Here is a 16,016-nt window from a genome sequence, read left to right as displayed (position 1 = left end):
TCAGGGCTCAATCGTAATGGTTGCTAATGACCACGTGGGGAGATATTGATGCACGGCAACTACCGCGACCGCGCGTTGCTAGACCTCACCTATCAAGTGGAATGCACCCTGCAGATTGAAGGCTGCTGCGAGGGCGGCTTCGGCGAGCCCGCGCACAGCAACCAGTCCCGGCATGGCAAAGGGGGCGCGCTGAAAGCGCACGACTGTTTTGTCGCTAGCGCCTGCCGGGCATGCCACCGCGAGCTGGACCAAGGGCGGCGCTACACCCGCGAAGAGAAGGCCGAGATCTGGCAGCGCGGCCACGAACGCACGATGCTGGCCCTGTGGCAGATGGGCGCCATCCAGGTGGCCGCATGAGCATCCGGATCGTGGTCTACGGGTCGCCGGCACCGCAGGGCAGCAAGTCGTTCAAGGGGCTGGCCAAGAGCGGCCGGGCCATCCTCGCCGAGTCCTCGAAGAAGGTTCGGCCTTGGCGCCAAGACGTCAAGCTGGCCGCCGAGCAGGTGCGTGCGCACTTAGCCCTGCCGGTGCTGGACGAACCGCTGCAGGTCCGGATGACGTTCACCCTCCCGAAACCGCTGAGCGCACCGAAGCGCCGTCGTGTGTTCCCTAGCAAGCTGCCAGACCTTTCGAAGCTGGTCCGTTCCACCGAAGACGCGCTGACCGATGCTGGCATCTGGCGCGACGACGCCCGGGTCATCGAGTGCACCGCAGCGAAGCGCTACCCCGGCGAGGGAGCGGATGCCCTGGACGCCCCCGGCTGCGTGATCGAGATACTGACCGTGGCCGAACACTTTTCCACCACCAGCAACAGCGCAGGAGACAACACCCATGGCTGACCGCCGCGAAATGCTGGCCAGGCTCAACCCGCAGACCGTGCGTTTCGACGTCGGGCAGGGCGGCGGCACCCCGGCCCTGACCACCTCAGACATCGCAGCGGCGCTTGGCATGGTTCCGGCCGGCCTCGGTCGGGAGGTCATGGAGGCCGTCTACCTCCCGGACGGGGCCACGCGCCACCGCGCAAAGCTTGCCGAGGCAGTGCTGGCCATCGTGCGCCCCGAGTTCACCCGGCGCGCGCGCGCAGTTGCCGATGCCGAAGCGGATCTTGAGTTCGCCCAAGCTGTGGTTTCGCTCACTCGGCGCGGGCTCACTGACGGTCAGCGCCGGCAGCTGCGTGAAAGGGAGGGGGCGGTGGTGCTGGCGAAGGCCAATGCCTGGCCGAGGAACACCTACCAGCACCTGTCCCGAATGGTGGATGCGGTGGTGCTGGAACTGGCCAGCGGCAATCGCTGCACGAACTGCCGTGGCACGGGTCAGGTCAGCGAAAAGGCCTGCCCGGATTGCAGGAGCACCGGTATCGAGCCGCTGCCGGACCGGCGCCGAGCGCTGGCGATGGGATGTCATCCCTCCGACTACCCGAAGCGTTGGAAGCCTGTATTTGAGTGGCTGCTGTCAGAGTTAAATCGGGAAGTGGACATCGCAGCCCGCCAGCTCTCCCGCGCACTGAGTAACTCCGACAGGACCCCGCAGGCCCGCGCTGCCTAGCGCCTGAGAATGTAGAGTTGATGACTCTACATTCTGAGGTGCAGAATCCCCATCATCGCGAGACTTGGCCGCCGGCCAAACTCAATAGCCCCGCCATCGACGGGGGATCAACGCTCTTGAATGCTCGACGCTCGCAGCTCAGGGAATAGATCTGAGGCCTGCCTTCAAAATCTCGAGCCGATCTTTGCCGATTCCAGTTGCCTCTGCCAGAGCGACATGGAGGGCCACGGCATCCTCGTGCACGGTCCGAATGATGTACAGCACTTCATCTATCGACTCTGCGTCCGTCTTCGGATAGCCGCGCAGAGCCTTGATCATGTTTCCGAGGCCTAGTGCTGACGAAGTGAAGAGCGTCACGGCGTCGGTGGTTACAGCCGGAAGTATCCCTAGCTTTTCACTGAGTCGTTCGAATCGTGGGCTGATAAGCCTTTCGCCAATTGCAATGCGTTGGACTAGCCCTGCAGGGTCCTCAGTGAACCTTGCAACCACTTTGTCCCGATTGGCAGGCTGTGCGAGTTCGCTCGTGACTAGCGTGTGCGTTAGCGAACATATTGTTTGAACTTCTCCCATTAGATGCCGGGCGAGAGCCCTTGCATCGGCACGCCTATCCCTTTGCCGGGCGGCAGTGTCAGATCTCCAAATAAAGAGTGCGGTGGCGGCCGCTGCAAACGTCCCGATTGCTGATAAGAGCGAGGCGAGGGCCGACCACAAGGCCGCCCAAGCCGAGAGCGCCGCCCAGAAGGTGGAAGGTGACGGGAGAAGGGACATCAATGGGTTTCCTCTTTGCGATCAAATGAATCTCCCCCAGGAGCTTAGCGTGGCTCAGATCACTCCCCAACAGGCCGGCGGCGTGAACGTCGTGGCCTTCCTGGACATGCTGGCGTGGGCCGAGGGCACCGACAACGGCAGGCAGCGGACGAACGACCGCGGCTACGACGTGATCGTTGGAGGCGGCCTGTTCACCAGCTACGCTGATCACCCCCGCGTGCTGGTGGACCTTCCCAAGCTTAAGATCCAGTCCACGGCGGCCGGACGCTATCAGCTGTTGCGGCGCTATTACGACGCGTACCGCAAGGGCCTTCGCCTGTCGGACTTCACTCCGCTGAGCCAAGACAAGATCGCCCTGCAGCAGATCCGAGAGCGCCGTGCGCTCCCCCTTATCCAAGCGGGAAAGATCGCTGAGGCGATCGCCGCGGTGAGCAACATATGGGCCAGCATGCCGGGAGCCGGCTACGGCCAGCACGAGCAGAAGCTGAGCACGCTGCTTGACGTGTACGCAGCCGCCAAGCGCGCGATCGAGCTGGGGCGGCGCCCTGACTTCAGCGGCGTCACCTCAAGCGTCGATTCCACCGCAGAGATCGTGGGGCTCAGCCCACCACAGGTAGGCGCAAAGTGACCGAGCCCGTCAGCATCGTCAAGACCGTGGTGGGAACGTTCACAGCGGCAGTGATTGCGCCGGCCACGGCCGACGCGCTGCGACAGGCCGAGCGCATCATCCTCGGCGTTCCCCAGTCGGTGCTGTTGGTCGCGATGGCCGGTGCTCTGATCGGGGTGCTGCTCCTGCCCGAGCAAGACGCTGGACGGGTAGCTGCGGACTCCAGCCGCCGACGTGGGCACCGATTGCTCCAGACGTCCGCCCGGTGGGCTGCCCTGGGAGTGGCGGTGGTTGCCTACGCCATCGTGGCCGCATGGGTGATTGCGGTAGCGGCCTCTGTCTGGCCGACATTAGCCGGTGCGCCGCAGCTGCCGCTGGCTGGCCTGTCCGGGGTTCTCATCCGCCGGCTGCTGCCCGGCTACGTGCGCATGGTGGAGAAAGCCACTGGCGCCTTCGGAGGCGACAAGCCATGAGCGTGTTGATTCGATTCCTGCGGGCCGCATGGGAGCTGGTCGTCGGCGCCGCCGCAGACGCGCTCCAATGGCTCCGCAAGCCCGGCAGCAAGATTAAGCTGGTGTGCGCCGTGCTGGCGTTCGGTTGCATGGTCTCTGGGCTTTCGGCCTATGAGAAAGAGCAGCGCATCCGTGACCTGAGCGCCCAGGTGGTTAAGGTCAAGGCTGATTGGGACGCGGACGCCAAGCGACTGCAGGGCGACGTTGCCGAGCGCGACCGCCGCTTGGCAGACATCGCCGCCACGCTCCGCGCCGAAGCGGCCAAGCTGGAAGCCCTGAAGGCGGAGAGCGCCGAGGCGCTCAAGGTCCTGGCCAGCAAGATCGAGGCATCCGAATCGGACGCTGCCACCTGGCGCGCCCGATACGAGCAGCGCCCCGACACATGCAAGGCGGCCCTCGAGCTGCTCGACTCCGCCTGTCCGGCGCTGAAGGGGTACTGACATGCGCGTCATCGTGATTGCCACCGCCGCAGCCTTGCTCGCGGCATGCGCCGGCCAGCAGCCCAGGGCCAACCCGCCGGCACCCGATGTTGTGGAGGTGCCGGTGGCCACCTATGTGCCAATCGACGCGGCACTGACCAAGCGCTGCAGCTGGATCCGGGAGGGGCGGCCTTCCCAGGTGTTCGCCGTGAGCAACGGTCGCAAGCGCTGCCTGCTCCAGTACGAGGCTCAGCTGGAAGGGGTCGAGCAGGTGCAGGGCAAGCCGGTGCCTACCCCGGACTAGGGCCCCAGTGCTTCAGGCTTCCGGCATCCGTTAGGACAAGCTTGCCGTTCTGTTCAGAGGCGTATCCCATTCGGATAGCCCAGCGTTTCTTCCCTTCGCCTGGGTCTTCTCCATTTGCAATATCCATCAAGATCGCTGCTTCAACTGCGGGGCCATACTCCATGCTCAAGCTCCGTTTGGTGTTGGGAAATAGTAGCCCATGAGCCGTCCGCTACCCCCGGAAAATATGGCTGCAGTCCACGAAGAGGATTTCGCCGACCTGTGCGCCCGGTTCCAGCCAGCCCCTGAAGTGTGGGGCTGGATCGAGGCTCATGTACTGGACGAAGGCGGTGAGCTGTTCAACCCGGACCACCAGCACCTGCAGAGTGCAGACGTTTCGGTCCTCTGGGCGTCCAGCGGATTCACCAAGCAGGGCCGGACGGTAGTGGGCCAGGCCGAGCTGGTGGCCTTCCGCGCTGGTGGTTGGCAGAAGGGCCGCATGGAACGCCAGATGGTGGACTGGTTCGGCCGGGTGCCTACTGCGGTCATCACCCTGGCAGCCGACTACTGCGCCACCTGCAGCGATGCGGAGTTCTGCGCGCTGGTGGAGCACGAGCTGTACCACCTGAGCCAGGAGACTGATCAGTACGGTGCCCCGAAGTTCCACAGGGACGGGACAGCCTGCTTGGCGATGCGCGCGCACGACGTGGATGAGTTCGTGGGGGTTGTCCGTCGGTATGGGCCCAGTGCCGAGGTTCAGCGGCTCGTGGAAGCCGCCAAAGCGCCGCCTGAGGTGGCCAAGATCAACATCGCCCGGTCGTGTGGCACCTGCCTGCTCAGGGCTGCCTGAACCTGACTGGGCCTGACAGGGTTCCAGCCGATGGCCGCGCTCAGTAGCGAGATCAAGACTTTCATCGTCCAGCAGCTGGCGTGCTTCGACACGCCGTCGCAGGTGGTGGAGGCCGTCAAGACCGAGTTCAAGGTGGAAGTCTCCCGCCAGGTTGTGGAAGGTCACGACCCCAACAAGCGCGCTGGCCAGAAGCTGGCGCAGCGCTGGGTGGACCTGTTCAACGACACCCGCGAGCGCTTCAAGGCTGAGACGGCGGACATTCCCATCGCCAACAGGGCGGTCCGCCTGCGTGCCCTGAACCGCATGGCCAACAAGGCCGAAGGCATGAAGAACATGGCCTTGGCTGCCCAGCTGATCGAGCAGGCGGCCAAGGAGACTGGCGGGGCTTACACGAACCGCCAGCAGCATGAGCACAGTGGTCCGAACGGAGGGCCCATCCAGAACGCGGACATGACCCCCGGCCGATTCCGTGACGTGGCAAGGGAGCTGATGGAGGACGTGTGACGTGGCAGAGCTGACCGCCGAACAGAAGGTGGTCGCTGCCGAGCTGGCCCGAGAGGACTTCTACTTCTTCAGCCGCTACACCTTCTTGAGGAAGAAGGGCTTCCCGTGGATGCGGGCCAAGCACCATGCTCAGCTGTGTGAGGCGCTCAACCGGGTCTACCGAGGCGAGTGCAAGCGCCTGGTGATCAACCTGCCACCGCGGTACTCGAAGACCGAGCTGGCGGTGGTGAACTGGATAGCGTGGTGCCTAGGCAAGGTGCCTGACTCCGAGTTCATCCATATCAGCTATGCCGCGCCGCTGGCACTGAACAACAGCGCCAACGCCCGCGAGCTGGTGCAGCACGAGGTCTATGGGGAGATTTTCCCAGAGGTCGAGCTGCGCAAGGACAGCAGCGCCAAGGGCGACTGGCGGACCAGCAAGGGCGGGGTGGTGTACGCCACCGGCGCAGGCGGCACGGTGACCGGCTTCGGCGCCGGCAAGTCCCGGCCCGGCTTTGGCGGCGCCATCATCATCGATGACCCGCACAAGCCGGATGAGGCGGGCAGCGACAAGGTCCGTGGCGGCGTCCTGGACTGGTTCAACAACACGCTGCAGTCGCGCGTGAATAGCGCCGACACCCCGATCATTGTGATCATGCAGCGCCTGCATGAGGGCGACCTGGCCGGCTGGCTGCTGGGACGGAAGCCGGGCGAGCCGACCTGCGCCGGCGGCAACGGCGAGGTCTGGGAGCATGTGTGCTTTGAAGCTCTGTCGGAAGAAGGCGAGGCGCTCTGGCCAGAGAAGCACAGCGTGGCGGACCTTCTGCGAATGCAGGAGGCCATGCCCTACGTCTTCGCCGGGCAGTACCAGCAACGGCCCTCACCTCTGGCCGGCGGCATCATCAAGGCTGGCAGGATCGAGATCATTGATGCGCTGCCGACTGGGCTGCGCATGCTGCGCGGCTGGGACTTGGCGGCCACCAAGGACGCCGGCGACTGGACGGCCGGGGCGAAGCTCGCGCGTGACAGGGACGGGCTGATCTACATCGTGAACGTTGTCCGTGAGCGTGGCGGGCCGGATGAGGTGGAGAAGCTGATCGTCAACACAGCCAAGGCCGACCGGTGCAAGCAGTCGCTTCCACAGGACCCGGGCCAGGCCGGCAAGGCCCAAGCCGCCTACCTCGGAAAGAAACTGGCCGGAGTGCCCTTCGAGTTCACTACCGAGACCGGCGACAAGGTCACCCGTGCATCCCCCTTGGCGGCCCAGATCAACGTGGGGAACGTCCGCATGCTCCGTGCCGAGTGGAACGAGAAGCTGCTGGACGAGTTCCGGATGTTCCCCAACGGCAACAACGACGACCAGGTGGACGCATGCGCGCGCGCATTCAATGCCATGGGCGGTAGCAACTACAACCTCGGGAACGCGCTCTGATGGGCAAGCTCGCACAAATCAAGGACGGGCTGGTCAACCTGGTCGCCAACCTCGGCACCCCCCGTGACAAGGCCGCATGGTCGTTCTACGGCGTGCCGCACCTACCAGAGGCTGACGCATCCAATGCGTATCGCGGCACTTGGCTGGCCCGGAAGGTCATCGACATCCCGGCGATGGACAGCTGCCGCAAGTGGCGCGGTTGGAGCGCCGATCAGGCTCAGATCACCGCCATCGAGGCAGAAGAGAAGCGCCTGGGCCTTCAGCAGAAGTTGCTCGAGGCACTGATCCGCGCGCGGCTCACCGGCGGCGCGGCGCTGTACATCGGCACGGGCCAGAGCGATCCGCTGCAGCCTCTGCAGGCCGACTCGCTGGGCAGGGGTGGAATCCGGCAAATCAACGTGTTGTCCAAGCGCGTGCTGCAGGCGGGCGAGCTGGACCTTGACCCCGAGTCGCCGGGCTACGGCAAGCCGGCCTACTACAACCTGAGCAGCGGCACCGCTGGTCAGTTGAGGATCCACCCCTCCCGCCTGGTCATCCTGCAGGGCGCGCCCAAGGCGGATCCTGAGCTGGATGCTGGTGATGGGTGGGGTGATTCCGTGCTGCTGGCCATCAGCAGGGCTATCAAAGATGCCGATGCCACCGCCGGCAACATCGCCTCGCTGGTGTTCGAGGCCAAGGTCGACATCGTCAAGATCCCTGACTTGATGGACCGGCTGGCCGACCCAGAGTTCGAAGCGCAGATGTTGCAGAGGCTGCAGCTGGCGATGATGGCCAAGGGGATCAATGGCACGCTGCTCATGGACGCCGCCGAAGAGTACGAGCAGAAGACAGCGCAGTTCGGTGGGCTCACTGACGTGCTGATGGCCTTCCTGCAGCTGGTGTCGGGTGCCTCGGACATTCCAATGACGCGCCTTCTGGGCCAGTCACCCGGCGGCCTCAACGCGAGCGGCGAAAGCGACCTGCGCAACTACTACGACCGGATCAGCAGCAACCAGGAGCTGGTGCTGCAGCCTGCGCTGCAGGTGTTGGATGAGTGCCTGATACGCTCGGCGCTCGGCAGCCGCCCGGCGGAGGTGTTCTACAACTGGCGCAGCCTGTGGCAGACCACGGACACCGAGCGGGCCGCGATCGGGAAGGCCACGGCCGAGACGATCAAGACCATCGCTGAAACCCGGCTGCTGCCTGACAACGTGATGTCCACCGTCGCGGTGAACATGCTCACGGAGGCAGGGGTGGCCCCAGGCCTTGAGGCTGAGATGCTGGAATGGTCGGCATCGAATCCGGATGGCATCGACGCTGACAAGGTCGGCCAGGACGACGAAGAGCGTGCCGCGGTGACGGCAGTCGTGGACGCCCAGCCCCGCTCGCTGTACGTGTGCCGCAAGGTGGTGAACACCGGCGACATCGAGGCGTGGGCAAGGGCGCAGGGCATCACTGATCTGCGGGATGACCTGCACGTGACGGTTGCCTACTCGCGGCAGGCCTTCGACTGGATCAAGGCCGGCAACGCCAATGACTGGGGCTCTTCGGGCACGGATGAGCTGGTGATCCCCGAGGGTGGACCACGCGCGGTCGAGCCGCTCGGAGGCATGTCGGCTGTCCTGATGTTCGCTTCCTCGCCGCTGGTGTGGCGCCACGAAAGCATCATCCGCGCCGGAGGCTCGCACGACTTCCCGGACTACACGCCGCACATCAGCTTGAGCAAGGCGCCAATCGACCTGGAAAAGGTCGAGCCGTACCGCGGCCGCATCGTGCTGGGCCCTGAACTGTTCGAAGAGATCCGCGAGGACTGAACAATGTTTCTTACCGATCGCGTCTCGGTGTCTGCTCCGCGCCGCACCGCAGACGGCTATCTCGTGGCTGACGTAAAGGTGGCGCGCACCGGCGTGCAGGACTACCTCGGCAGTGAGCTGGGCCGGCCCGACATGCACATCGTTCGGCTTTATCGCCCGCCTGAAGAGGTGTTTGCGCAGGACGCCATGCGCAGCTATGCGTATCGACCGGCGACCGTGGATCACCCCACCAAGATGGTAGACGCGACGACCTGGAAGGCCGTATCGGCGGGTCAAACCGGCGGCGAGGTCGTGCGCGACGGTGAGTTCGTTCAAGTCCCACTGGTCCTGATGGATGCCGCCGCGATCCGCTCCTACGAGTCGGGCAAGCGCGAGCTTTCCATGGGCTACACCGCCGAGATCGTCTTCCGTGACGGCGTGACCCCTGACGGCCAGCCCTACGACGCCGTGCAGACCAACCTGCGCATGAACCACCTCGCCCTGGTCGATAAGGCCCGGGGCGGCGCACAGCTTCGCATCGGGGACGGGGGCGCCCCTGGTGCTCCGGATCCCGGCCCCCATCACCAGAAGAAGGAACCAACCATGAGCGACAAGACCATCTTGGTCGATGGGCTGTCCGTCGTGACCAACGACGCCGGCATGCAGGCCATCACCAAGCTGCAGGGGCAGCTGAAGGACGCCCACACGGCGGCGGCCACGGCCGATTCCAATCACCAGGCGGCCATCGTGGCCAAAGACGCGGCCATCGCCAAGCTCGAGGCCGAGCGCGACGACCTGAAGGGCAAGGTGCTCACCGACAGCGCCATCGACGCGCGTGTGCAACAGCGTGCCGACCTGGTCGGCAAGGCCAAGGCCATCCACGACGCCGACTACAGCGGCAAGACCGACGCCGAAGTCCGCCGGACCGCCGTGGTGGCCAAGCTCGGGGACGCCGCGGTCGCCGGCAAGGCCGATGCCTACATCGAAGCCCGCTTCGACATCCTGGCGGACAGCGCCAAGCCGCGCGACCCGGTCAGCCAGGCGCTGCGTGACGGCGCCGCACACCGCACGACTGTCCAGGACAACGGCTGGCAGGCCTCGGTGGCCGGCCTCGACTACCGCACCCGCAACCAGAAGGACGCCTAAGCCATGGCATTGCAGACCAATTACCCCGACACCCAGGCAGCTGCGATCGCCGGTGCCCCGGCCACCATGCTGCCGGCGACCGAGATCTCCCGCACCGTCGAAGGTGCGGCCATCGCTTTCGGCAAGGCCGTCGAGCAGGGCGCGACTGACAAGGCGGTGAAGGCCTTCGCCGGCGGCAAGATCGTCGGGATCGCGATGCTGGATCGCTCCGCATCCGGCCTGAGCGTCACCGATGGCCAGGTCACTGGCCGCGCCACGGATGCCTTCGGCGTCGGCGAGTCCGCTCGAGTCCGCACAAAGGGCGATGCCTGGATTGTCGCCGCCGTCGCAGTCGCCGCAGGCGATGCGGTGTTCCTGACTGACGCAGGGGCGTTCACCAACGTCGAAGCCGACAACACCGCCTTCCCCGGCGCCCGCTGGGACACCAGCACCACCGCGGCAGGCCAGCTGGCCGTCGTCCGTCTCGGCTAAGGAGCCACCTCAATGAATGGAGCAATCCCCCTGATCGACGCCCAGGCTGCACTGGGCTTCGTCGTCGCCCAAGCCTCGATCATCGAGCCGGGCGTTTACCGCACTGTCTACCCGGACATCCAGTACCGGACCCTGGTGCCGGTGGATACCTCGGGCAGCGAGTTTGCCACCTCGGTGACGTACTACTCGCAGGACCAGCACGGCAAGGCCGACTGGATCAACGGCAATGCCGATGACATCCCCAAGGCCGGCACCGCTCGCTCGAAGTTCGAGACGCCGGTCCACACCGCCGGTATCGGCTACGGCTACGGCTGGGAAGAGGTCGGCCGCGCACAGATGCTGGGCATCAACCTGTCCACCGAAGATGCGGCGGCCGCGCGCCGAGCATCGGAAGAGATGGTGGACAGCGTTGCGCTGCTCGGTGATGAAAGCAAGGGCTTCACCGGCCTGTTCAACGCCGCTGGCGTTGTGCCGGTGGCGGCCTCGACCGGCAGCTGGACGGTGGATACCGACACCAACCTGATCGTCGGCGTGCTCAACCAGGCGCTGCTGAACGTCTTCAACGGCACCAACACGACCTCGATCGCGGACACGCTGCTGCTGCCGTGGTCCAAGTTCAATCTGCTGGCCACTCGCAAGATGAGCGAGCACAGCGACATGACCGTGATCCAGTGGTTCATGGCCAACAACCTGTACACCGTACAGACCGGCCAGCAGCTGACCCTGCGCGGCGTGCGTGGCCTGGACACCGCTGGTGTCGGCGGCACCACCCGCCTGGTGGCGTACCGCAACGACCCGCAGGTGCTGAAGCTGCACATGCCGATGCCGCACCGCTTCCTGCCGGCTTGGCAGAGCGGCCCGCTGCGCTGGGACATCCCGGGCGTGATGCGCCTTGGCGGCCTGGACGTTCGCCTGCCGAAGGAAGTCGTCTATCTGGACGGCATCTGATCCGCACGGCCCCGGCCGCATGCCGGGGCCTCACTGGAGCGAAGCATGAAGATCACGAACAACCACAAGGGCCCGCTGGGCCTGCCCGATGGCACTGTTCTGCTGCCCGGCGTGCAAAGCCTGGTCCAGAACTGGGAGCAGCTGAAGAAGAACTCTGTGGTGCAGGGCTGGGTCAGGGCCAACATCCTGATTCAGGGCGAGGCTGCGACCGCCCAGACGTCCAGTTCCGCAACCCTGCTGGGGTCGAGCATCCTGCCGACGCAGGTCGAGCTGGTCGACGGTCTCACCGTGCAGCTCAGCGAGGTCGTGCGCGCGGCGCATGATGCCTCCGGTCTGTCCGTCGAGGACTGGAACCGCTTGGACGAGGTGCTGCGGGAGGTGAAGCTGGCCGACGCCATCGAGCGCCTGCGCTCGGAAGCCATCGCCGACGTCGATGCGATGAAGGGGGGCGCGGCCGGCACCAGCGATTCAGGCGAGGGCTCGGACGGCGGCGGTGATGCGGACGCGGGCGCCGGCGCGGACGGTGTCCCCGAAGACAAGGGCGTGCTGGTGGCAAAGGCCAAGGCGCTCAACATCCCGGGTGTCGGCAGCCACTGGGGCGTCGGCAAGCTGAAGGAAGCCATCGCCGACGCCGAGGCGAAGAAGGGCGAGGGCTGACCATGTACGGCACGCTGGACGCAGCGAACAGCTATCACCAGGCGCGCGGCAACGCGGCATGGGCGCTCGGTACGGACGAAGCCCGCACCGGCGCGCTGGTTCGTGCCACGGACTACATCGATGGACGCTATCGGGTGCTGCTGGCCAGCGGCCGGTGGGCGTCGATGTTCCCCGGCGTGCGCACCGAAGGGCGGGGCCAGGCCAACGAATGGCCCCGCACCGGTGCGCGGGACTATGGCGGCAACCTGCTCCGCGCGAACGTGGTGCCGGATGAGGTCGAGCGTGCAACCTACGAGGCGGCGCTTCGCGAGCTGGCCAGCCCCGGCAGCCTGTCGCCGGACTACGTCGCCAGCGAGGCCGTGACCAAGGAGAAGGTCGGCCCCATCGAGGTTACCTATGCCGATGCGGCTGCGGCCGGGCAGGTGCCGAATCGGCCGGTGGTTCCGGCCATCGATGAGATCTTGGCGCCGCTGCTGCGGAAGCCGGCGCTGCTGCCCGCGGTGCGTGTCGTATGAGCGCGTTCTACAACCGCATGCAGGCTACGGCCACGCGGCTGATCGACCGGTTCGGCTACGCAACGCTGTTGCAGCGTGATGGCGCGCCCAGTGGCCCGCCGCACAACCCGCAGCCCGGCCCAGCTACCCAGCACGCATGCACCGTGGTGGATCTGGACTACAGCCTCACCAACCGCGATGCCGCGCTGGTGTTGAAGGGCGACAAGCTGGGCCTGATGTCCATCGCGATCGACATTGAGCCAAGCAAGGACGACCGGATCCTGCTGGGCGGGGTGCCGTACAACTTCGTGGACCTGCAGCCGCTCTCCCCGGGTGGCCAGGTGCTGCTCTATGAGTTCCATGCCCGACGCTGATGGCCAACCTGACCCCTCGCGAACTCGAGCTGCTCGCGCGCCGGCTTGAGCCGGCCATCCGGAAGTCTTTCGAGCAAGCCATCGCGGCCGTCCGATCCCAAGCGCAGCTGGACCTGGTGGCCGAGCTATTGCGCGCCGGTCAGATCGATGCGGTGCTCGAGGCGCTGGGCTTCGATGATCAGCAGCTGTCGCCCGTGGCCGAGTCGGTGCGCCAAGCCTTTGTGGGTGGTGCCGACGCGGGCATGAAGGAGCTGCCGACCCTGTCGCTGCGGCAACAGGTGCGCGGGCGGTACAACCCGCAGACCGAGATGCCGCTACATCGGTTCGGCTTCGATATGCGGAACAAAGGCGTGGAGGAATGGTTGCGGACGAACTCGTCCAGGCTGATCAGCGGTATTGTCGAGGACCAGCGCGTGCTGGTGCGGCATCACCTGCAGCGGGCAATGTCCCAAGGCACCAACCCTCGGCAGAGCGCGCTGGAGCTGGTTGGGCGGATTGGTAAAACGGGGCGGCGCACAGGTGGTGTGGTCGGTCTCACCGCCCAGCAGGCGCAGTTCGCCGCCAACGTGCGGCAGCAGCTGGCCACCGGCGACCCATCGCAGATGGCCGAGTACTTCGGCCGGCAACGGCGCGATCGCCGCTTGGATGGGATCGTGAAGCGGGCCATCGCGGCAGGAAAGCCAGTGTCGGCGGCGGACATCGACAAGATAGCCGGCCGCTACGCTGATCGGCTGCTGGCGCTGCGCGGCGAGATGATCGCCCGCACCGAGTCGCTGACTGCCATGAACGCCGGTCGGGAAGAGGCATATCGGCAGCAGATCGAGGCGGGGCGGTTGGCGCCGGAGAACGTGATCGGCAGCTGGTCCGCCACCGGCGACGACCGCACGCGGCACAGCCATCAGGCGATGGACGGGCAGCAACGGCCCTTCGGTCAGCCCTTCCAGACACCGAGCGGCGCGTACATGCGTTTCCCTGGTGACAGCGCACTCGGCGCGGGTCCCGAGGAAACCATCGCCTGCAGGTGCACCAAGACGTATCGGATCGACATGGCAGCGGAGATGCAGCGTGGCTAACAAGTTCGGCAGCCAGGTCCGCGCCTTCGCGGAGAAGGCGAAGGAAATGCAGCTGGCGATTTTCCGCGAGTCGGCGCAGAGGCTGATGGAAGAGGCCAACACGCCAGAGGGGCAGGGCGGCAAGCTCCCGGTGGACACCGGCTTCCTGCGCAACTCGCAGGCAGCGTCGACCGAGGGCATGCCGGCCGACGGAGCGCAGGCGCCCGGGCTGGTCTTCGTCACCCTGCAGATTGGCCAGACGGTGTGGGCAGGCTGGACGGCGAAGTACGCCATGCGCATGGAACACGGTTTCCAGGGCACAGACAGCCTCGGGCGGGTCTATGCGCAGGCCGGCAAGGGCTTCGCGCGCGCGGCGGCGCAGCGCTGGGACTTCATCGTCGCCGAGGTGGCGGCGGACGTGAGAGGACGGATGGGATGACCGACAGCGAGATCTACGACGCCTTTGCAACGTTGGTCGCCCGCTTCGCGGCAGCCGCATCCCTGCCGTGCTCATATCCGGGCCTCGGCTTCACCCCGCCGACCGGTGCGGATGCGCGCTGGCTCGAGCTGCAGTGGTTCCCGAACCAGACCCAGAACTACGGCATGGCCGATGACGGCCCGTCGCTGCTGCAAGGCTTCGCCCAGCTTTCGGCCTGCTACCGACCGGGGCAGGGGATCATGGTGGGCACGGCCATTACCGACCAGATCATCGCTGCCTTCGCCAAGGGCACGACCTTCGCCGGCATGCGGGTGGAGCGAAAGCCTTGGACGTCCAGCATCATTCAGGATCCGGAGCGGCACATGCACCCGGTCACCATTCGCTGGCGGGGTTTCGTTTCGGGGTAGACTCCGGCCATGAGCCCGAAGACACCCAACCTGCATCTGGTCAGGAGCAGCGAAACGCCAAACGAGGGCGAGCTGAAGGCCATGCGCGATGCCATCGACCGCATGAAGCGCAATCGAAACCTGCTCAACGAGTTCGCGGCCGAGCAGGCGCGCCTGTGCCGCGGCGAGTATCTGGCTTATGTGGAGGCTGGATTTACCCGGCCGCAGGCGATGCAGCTGGTTGCGGCCAAGCTGAGTCCGGGTAAGAAGTAACTACAGAACCGACCGCAAGATACTGCCGGATTTATTCCCGAGGCCCGCCGCGTGCGGGCCTTTTGCTTTACCAACGACCCCGCCCCGTGGCGGGTTTTCTTATGCCCATCGCGAGGAGATATGGCTATGGCCGAGACCGAAGCACAAACCAACAGCGGATCGAAGCTGTTCATCTGCGTGTCGCCGCAGAACAAGGACCTCACCGAAGCAGAGTTCAAGGCGCTGGCCTTCGTCCAGGTCAGCAATGTCGGCTCAGTGGGTGAGCGCGGCATCAACACCAACATCGTCCAGTACGACACCTGGGACACGTTGGTGGCAAAGAAAGGCAAGGGCATCACCAACGCCGGCGACCCGCAGGTCGAGGTGGCTGAGAGCCTGTCGGACCCGGGCCAGGTGGCCATGCGGGCCGCTGGCGCGCCGGACGTGCCCGACGCCTACGCCTTCAAGGTCGAGCGGCCGGATGGCGCCGTGGAGTACCTGCGGGGCTTGGTCGCCGGTCCAAACAAGCCCGGCGGCCGCAATGAAGACTTCCGGCTGAACACCTACACGCTCGGCCTCAACCAGGCGCCGATCGACGTGCCGCCGCCTCCGGCCACCCCGTAACTCGGACACCTCGGGGATAGGGCGGCCGCCTGACAAGCCGGACCTGATCCGGCCGGCTTCCCCGGGGCTTTCTTCCGGATCGCACCAGAGGATCAACCTATGACTGAACTGACCAAGATCGTTGCCGAGCCGCGCCCGCTGCAGATTAAGCACCCGGCTACCGATGAACCCATCGGCTTGGAGCTGATGCTGCTCCCCGACAGCCACGAGCAGGTGAGGGCAGCATCTCGCAAGGCGACGAATGAGCGCATGTTCAACCGCGGAAAGGTGACTGCCGAGAAGCTGGAAGCCGGCCGGACGGACATGCTCGCTGCCTCGGTCAGCGACTGGCGCTGGGACGGTGACCTGACGTTCCGCGGCGAGAAGCCGGCGTTCACGGAGCAGGCGCTGCGCCAGGTGTTCAAGGAGCTGCCGTGGGTGGCCGAGCAGGTGGACTTCGCCTTAGGCGACCGGGCGGCGTTCTTTCGCTGAGCTGAGCGCGCAGGCGGCGCAAGCCGTCTAC

At 65.8% G+C, this 16,016-nt stretch carries 23 protein-coding genes and 1 pseudogene; 23 read left to right on the top strand and 1 reads right to left on the bottom strand.

Annotation, left to right across the window (positions count from 1 at the left end; translation table 11 throughout):
- Positions 1–48: 48 nt before the first annotated feature.
- The 3 genes from RZA67_RS09850 to RZA67_RS09840 are packed head-to-tail and all read left to right on the top strand — an operon-like array spanning position 49 to position 1,545.
- Positions 49–357 carry a hypothetical protein gene (locus RZA67_RS09850; protein WP_317212579.1) on the top strand — a complete coding sequence of 103 codons (309 nt, stop codon included), beginning with the start codon at positions 49–51 and terminating at the stop codon, positions 355–357.
- Positions 354–839, top strand: a complete 486-nt coding sequence (locus RZA67_RS09845) for a RusA family crossover junction endodeoxyribonuclease (RefSeq protein WP_317212578.1) — start codon at positions 354–356, stop codon at positions 837–839. Before RZA67_RS09850 ends, RZA67_RS09845 begins: the two co-directional genes overlap by 4 nt.
- On the top strand, positions 832–1,545 hold the full coding sequence (locus RZA67_RS09840) for a hypothetical protein (protein WP_317212577.1): 714 nt from the start codon (positions 832–834) through the stop codon (positions 1,543–1,545). The genes RZA67_RS09845 and RZA67_RS09840 overlap by 8 nt, the downstream gene beginning before the upstream one ends.
- 138 nt (positions 1,546–1,683) lie before the next feature.
- On the opposite strand, the gene RZA67_RS09835 is transcribed toward RZA67_RS09840, so the two are convergent.
- Positions 1,684–2,313: a hypothetical protein gene (locus RZA67_RS09835; protein WP_317212576.1), complete on the bottom strand. Its 630-nt coding sequence runs from the start codon at positions 2,311–2,313 to the stop codon at positions 1,684–1,686.
- Positions 2,314–2,362: 49 nt separating this feature from the next.
- Between RZA67_RS09835 and RZA67_RS09830 the strand changes: the two are divergent.
- From RZA67_RS09830 to RZA67_RS09735, 20 genes and pseudogenes are all read left to right on the top strand, one after another.
- Positions 2,363–2,812, top strand: a pseudogene (locus RZA67_RS09830) (glycoside hydrolase family 104 protein); the annotation flags it as partial.
- A 125-nt stretch (positions 2,813–2,937) separates the two neighbouring features.
- A complete protein-coding gene (locus RZA67_RS09825; RefSeq protein ID WP_317212575.1) occupies positions 2,938–3,393 on the top strand; it encodes a hypothetical protein in 456 nt (151 codons plus the stop codon).
- Positions 3,390–3,872: a hypothetical protein gene (locus RZA67_RS09820; RefSeq protein ID WP_317212574.1), complete on the top strand. Its 483-nt coding sequence runs from the start codon at positions 3,390–3,392 to the stop codon at positions 3,870–3,872. The genes RZA67_RS09825 and RZA67_RS09820 overlap by 4 nt, the downstream gene beginning before the upstream one ends.
- A 1-nt stretch (position 3,873) precedes the next feature.
- Positions 3,874–4,155, top strand: a complete 282-nt coding sequence (locus tag RZA67_RS09815; protein ID WP_317212573.1) for a hypothetical protein — start codon at positions 3,874–3,876, stop codon at positions 4,153–4,155.
- A 199-nt stretch (positions 4,156–4,354) separates the two neighbouring features.
- Positions 4,355–4,984 carry a putative metallopeptidase gene (locus RZA67_RS09810; RefSeq protein WP_317212572.1) on the top strand — a complete coding sequence of 210 codons (630 nt, stop codon included), beginning with the start codon at positions 4,355–4,357 and terminating at the stop codon, positions 4,982–4,984.
- 30 nt (positions 4,985–5,014) lie between these two features.
- On the top strand, positions 5,015–5,488 hold the full coding sequence (locus RZA67_RS09805) for a DUF2280 domain-containing protein (RefSeq protein WP_317212571.1): 474 nt from the start codon (positions 5,015–5,017) through the stop codon (positions 5,486–5,488).
- Position 5,489: 1 nt separating this feature from the next.
- Positions 5,490–6,899, top strand: a complete 1,410-nt coding sequence (gene terL, locus RZA67_RS09800; RefSeq protein ID WP_317212570.1) for a phage terminase large subunit — start codon at positions 5,490–5,492, stop codon at positions 6,897–6,899.
- Positions 6,899–8,692, top strand: coding sequence for a phage portal protein (locus RZA67_RS09795; protein ID WP_317212569.1), 1,794 nt, complete (start codon positions 6,899–6,901; stop codon positions 8,690–8,692). Before terL ends, RZA67_RS09795 begins: the two co-directional genes overlap by 1 nt.
- 3 nt (positions 8,693–8,695) lie before the next feature.
- Positions 8,696–9,817: a DUF2213 domain-containing protein gene (locus tag RZA67_RS09790; protein WP_317212568.1), complete on the top strand. Its 1,122-nt coding sequence runs from the start codon at positions 8,696–8,698 to the stop codon at positions 9,815–9,817.
- A 3-nt stretch (positions 9,818–9,820) separates the two neighbouring features.
- Positions 9,821–10,288, top strand: a complete 468-nt coding sequence (locus tag RZA67_RS09785; RefSeq protein WP_317212567.1) for a hypothetical protein — start codon at positions 9,821–9,823, stop codon at positions 10,286–10,288.
- Between the two features lie 12 nt (positions 10,289–10,300).
- A complete protein-coding gene (locus RZA67_RS09780; RefSeq protein ID WP_317212566.1) occupies positions 10,301–11,236 on the top strand; it encodes a major capsid family protein in 936 nt (311 codons plus the stop codon).
- Positions 11,237–11,281: 45 nt separating this feature from the next.
- Positions 11,282–11,893 (top strand): hypothetical protein, encoded by a 612-nt coding sequence (locus RZA67_RS09775; protein WP_317212565.1) that lies wholly within the window; start codon positions 11,282–11,284, stop codon positions 11,891–11,893.
- Between the two features lie 2 nt (positions 11,894–11,895).
- On the top strand, positions 11,896–12,408 hold the full coding sequence (locus RZA67_RS09770) for a DnaT-like ssDNA-binding protein (protein ID WP_317212564.1): 513 nt from the start codon (positions 11,896–11,898) through the stop codon (positions 12,406–12,408).
- Positions 12,405–12,761 carry a hypothetical protein gene (locus tag RZA67_RS09765; protein WP_317212563.1) on the top strand — a complete coding sequence of 119 codons (357 nt, stop codon included), beginning with the start codon at positions 12,405–12,407 and terminating at the stop codon, positions 12,759–12,761. The genes RZA67_RS09770 and RZA67_RS09765 overlap by 4 nt, the downstream gene beginning before the upstream one ends.
- Positions 12,761–13,834, top strand: a complete 1,074-nt coding sequence (locus RZA67_RS09760) for a phage minor head protein (protein ID WP_317212562.1) — start codon at positions 12,761–12,763, stop codon at positions 13,832–13,834. Before RZA67_RS09765 ends, RZA67_RS09760 begins: the two co-directional genes overlap by 1 nt.
- A complete protein-coding gene (locus tag RZA67_RS09755) occupies positions 13,827–14,252 on the top strand; it encodes a hypothetical protein (RefSeq protein WP_317212561.1) in 426 nt (141 codons plus the stop codon). Before RZA67_RS09760 ends, RZA67_RS09755 begins: the two co-directional genes overlap by 8 nt.
- On the top strand, positions 14,249–14,659 hold the full coding sequence (locus RZA67_RS09750) for a phage tail terminator-like protein (protein WP_317212560.1): 411 nt from the start codon (positions 14,249–14,251) through the stop codon (positions 14,657–14,659). The genes RZA67_RS09755 and RZA67_RS09750 overlap by 4 nt, the downstream gene beginning before the upstream one ends.
- A 9-nt stretch (positions 14,660–14,668) precedes the next feature.
- A complete protein-coding gene (locus RZA67_RS09745) occupies positions 14,669–14,911 on the top strand; it encodes a hypothetical protein (RefSeq protein WP_317212559.1) in 243 nt (80 codons plus the stop codon).
- A 126-nt stretch (positions 14,912–15,037) separates the two neighbouring features.
- The gene (locus RZA67_RS09740) at positions 15,038–15,514 is read left to right on the top strand and encodes a hypothetical protein (RefSeq protein WP_317212558.1); all 477 of its coding nucleotides are present in this window, start codon (positions 15,038–15,040) and stop codon (positions 15,512–15,514) included.
- A gap of 99 nt (positions 15,515–15,613) precedes the next feature.
- Positions 15,614–15,985, top strand: a complete 372-nt coding sequence (locus RZA67_RS09735; RefSeq protein WP_317212557.1) for a hypothetical protein — start codon at positions 15,614–15,616, stop codon at positions 15,983–15,985.
- Positions 15,986–16,016 lie beyond the last annotated feature (31 nt).

Source organism: Stenotrophomonas sp. C3(2023) (assembly GCF_032911385.1).
In the GTDB taxonomy this organism is placed as follows: domain Bacteria; phylum Pseudomonadota; class Gammaproteobacteria; order Xanthomonadales; family Xanthomonadaceae; genus Stenotrophomonas.
The sequence above is the reverse complement of the archived record's forward strand: the minus strand, read 5'-3'. Positions and strand labels throughout refer to the sequence as shown.

What these genes read in the sequence shown, in the direction of transcription:
- RZA67_RS09775 (WP_317212565.1), top strand. Translation starts at nt 11,282, where the DNA reads ATGAAGATCACGAACAACCACAAGGGCCCGCTGGGCCTGCCCGATGGC.
- RZA67_RS09850 (WP_317212579.1), top strand. Translation starts at nt 49, where the DNA reads ATGCACGGCAACTACCGCGACCGCGCGTTGCTAGACCTCACCTATCAA.
- RZA67_RS09795 (WP_317212569.1), top strand. Translation starts at nt 6,899, where the DNA reads ATGGGCAAGCTCGCACAAATCAAGGACGGGCTGGTCAACCTGGTCGCC.
- RZA67_RS09810 (WP_317212572.1), top strand. Translation starts at nt 4,355, where the DNA reads ATGAGCCGTCCGCTACCCCCGGAAAATATGGCTGCAGTCCACGAAGAG.
- RZA67_RS09820 (WP_317212574.1), top strand. Translation starts at nt 3,390, where the DNA reads ATGAGCGTGTTGATTCGATTCCTGCGGGCCGCATGGGAGCTGGTCGTC.
- RZA67_RS09845 (WP_317212578.1), top strand. Translation starts at nt 354, where the DNA reads ATGAGCATCCGGATCGTGGTCTACGGGTCGCCGGCACCGCAGGGCAGC.
- RZA67_RS09785 (WP_317212567.1), top strand. Translation starts at nt 9,821, where the DNA reads ATGGCATTGCAGACCAATTACCCCGACACCCAGGCAGCTGCGATCGCC.
- RZA67_RS09740 (WP_317212558.1), top strand. Translation starts at nt 15,038, where the DNA reads ATGGCCGAGACCGAAGCACAAACCAACAGCGGATCGAAGCTGTTCATC.
- RZA67_RS09790 (WP_317212568.1), top strand. Translation starts at nt 8,696, where the DNA reads ATGTTTCTTACCGATCGCGTCTCGGTGTCTGCTCCGCGCCGCACCGCA.
- RZA67_RS09780 (WP_317212566.1), top strand. Translation starts at nt 10,301, where the DNA reads ATGAATGGAGCAATCCCCCTGATCGACGCCCAGGCTGCACTGGGCTTC.
- RZA67_RS09760 (WP_317212562.1), top strand. Translation starts at nt 12,761, where the DNA reads ATGGCCAACCTGACCCCTCGCGAACTCGAGCTGCTCGCGCGCCGGCTT.
- RZA67_RS09745 (WP_317212559.1), top strand. Translation starts at nt 14,669, where the DNA reads ATGAGCCCGAAGACACCCAACCTGCATCTGGTCAGGAGCAGCGAAACG.
- RZA67_RS09750 (WP_317212560.1), top strand. Translation starts at nt 14,249, where the DNA reads ATGACCGACAGCGAGATCTACGACGCCTTTGCAACGTTGGTCGCCCGC.
- RZA67_RS09835 (WP_317212576.1), bottom strand. Translation starts at nt 2,313, where the DNA reads ATGTCCCTTCTCCCGTCACCTTCCACCTTCTGGGCGGCGCTCTCGGCT.
- RZA67_RS09735 (WP_317212557.1), top strand. Translation starts at nt 15,614, where the DNA reads ATGACTGAACTGACCAAGATCGTTGCCGAGCCGCGCCCGCTGCAGATT.
- RZA67_RS09770 (WP_317212564.1), top strand. Translation starts at nt 11,896, where the DNA reads ATGTACGGCACGCTGGACGCAGCGAACAGCTATCACCAGGCGCGCGGC.
- RZA67_RS09815 (WP_317212573.1), top strand. Translation starts at nt 3,874, where the DNA reads ATGCGCGTCATCGTGATTGCCACCGCCGCAGCCTTGCTCGCGGCATGC.
- RZA67_RS09805 (WP_317212571.1), top strand. Translation starts at nt 5,015, where the DNA reads ATGGCCGCGCTCAGTAGCGAGATCAAGACTTTCATCGTCCAGCAGCTG.
- RZA67_RS09765 (WP_317212563.1), top strand. Translation starts at nt 12,405, where the DNA reads ATGAGCGCGTTCTACAACCGCATGCAGGCTACGGCCACGCGGCTGATC.
- RZA67_RS09840 (WP_317212577.1), top strand. Translation starts at nt 832, where the DNA reads ATGGCTGACCGCCGCGAAATGCTGGCCAGGCTCAACCCGCAGACCGTG.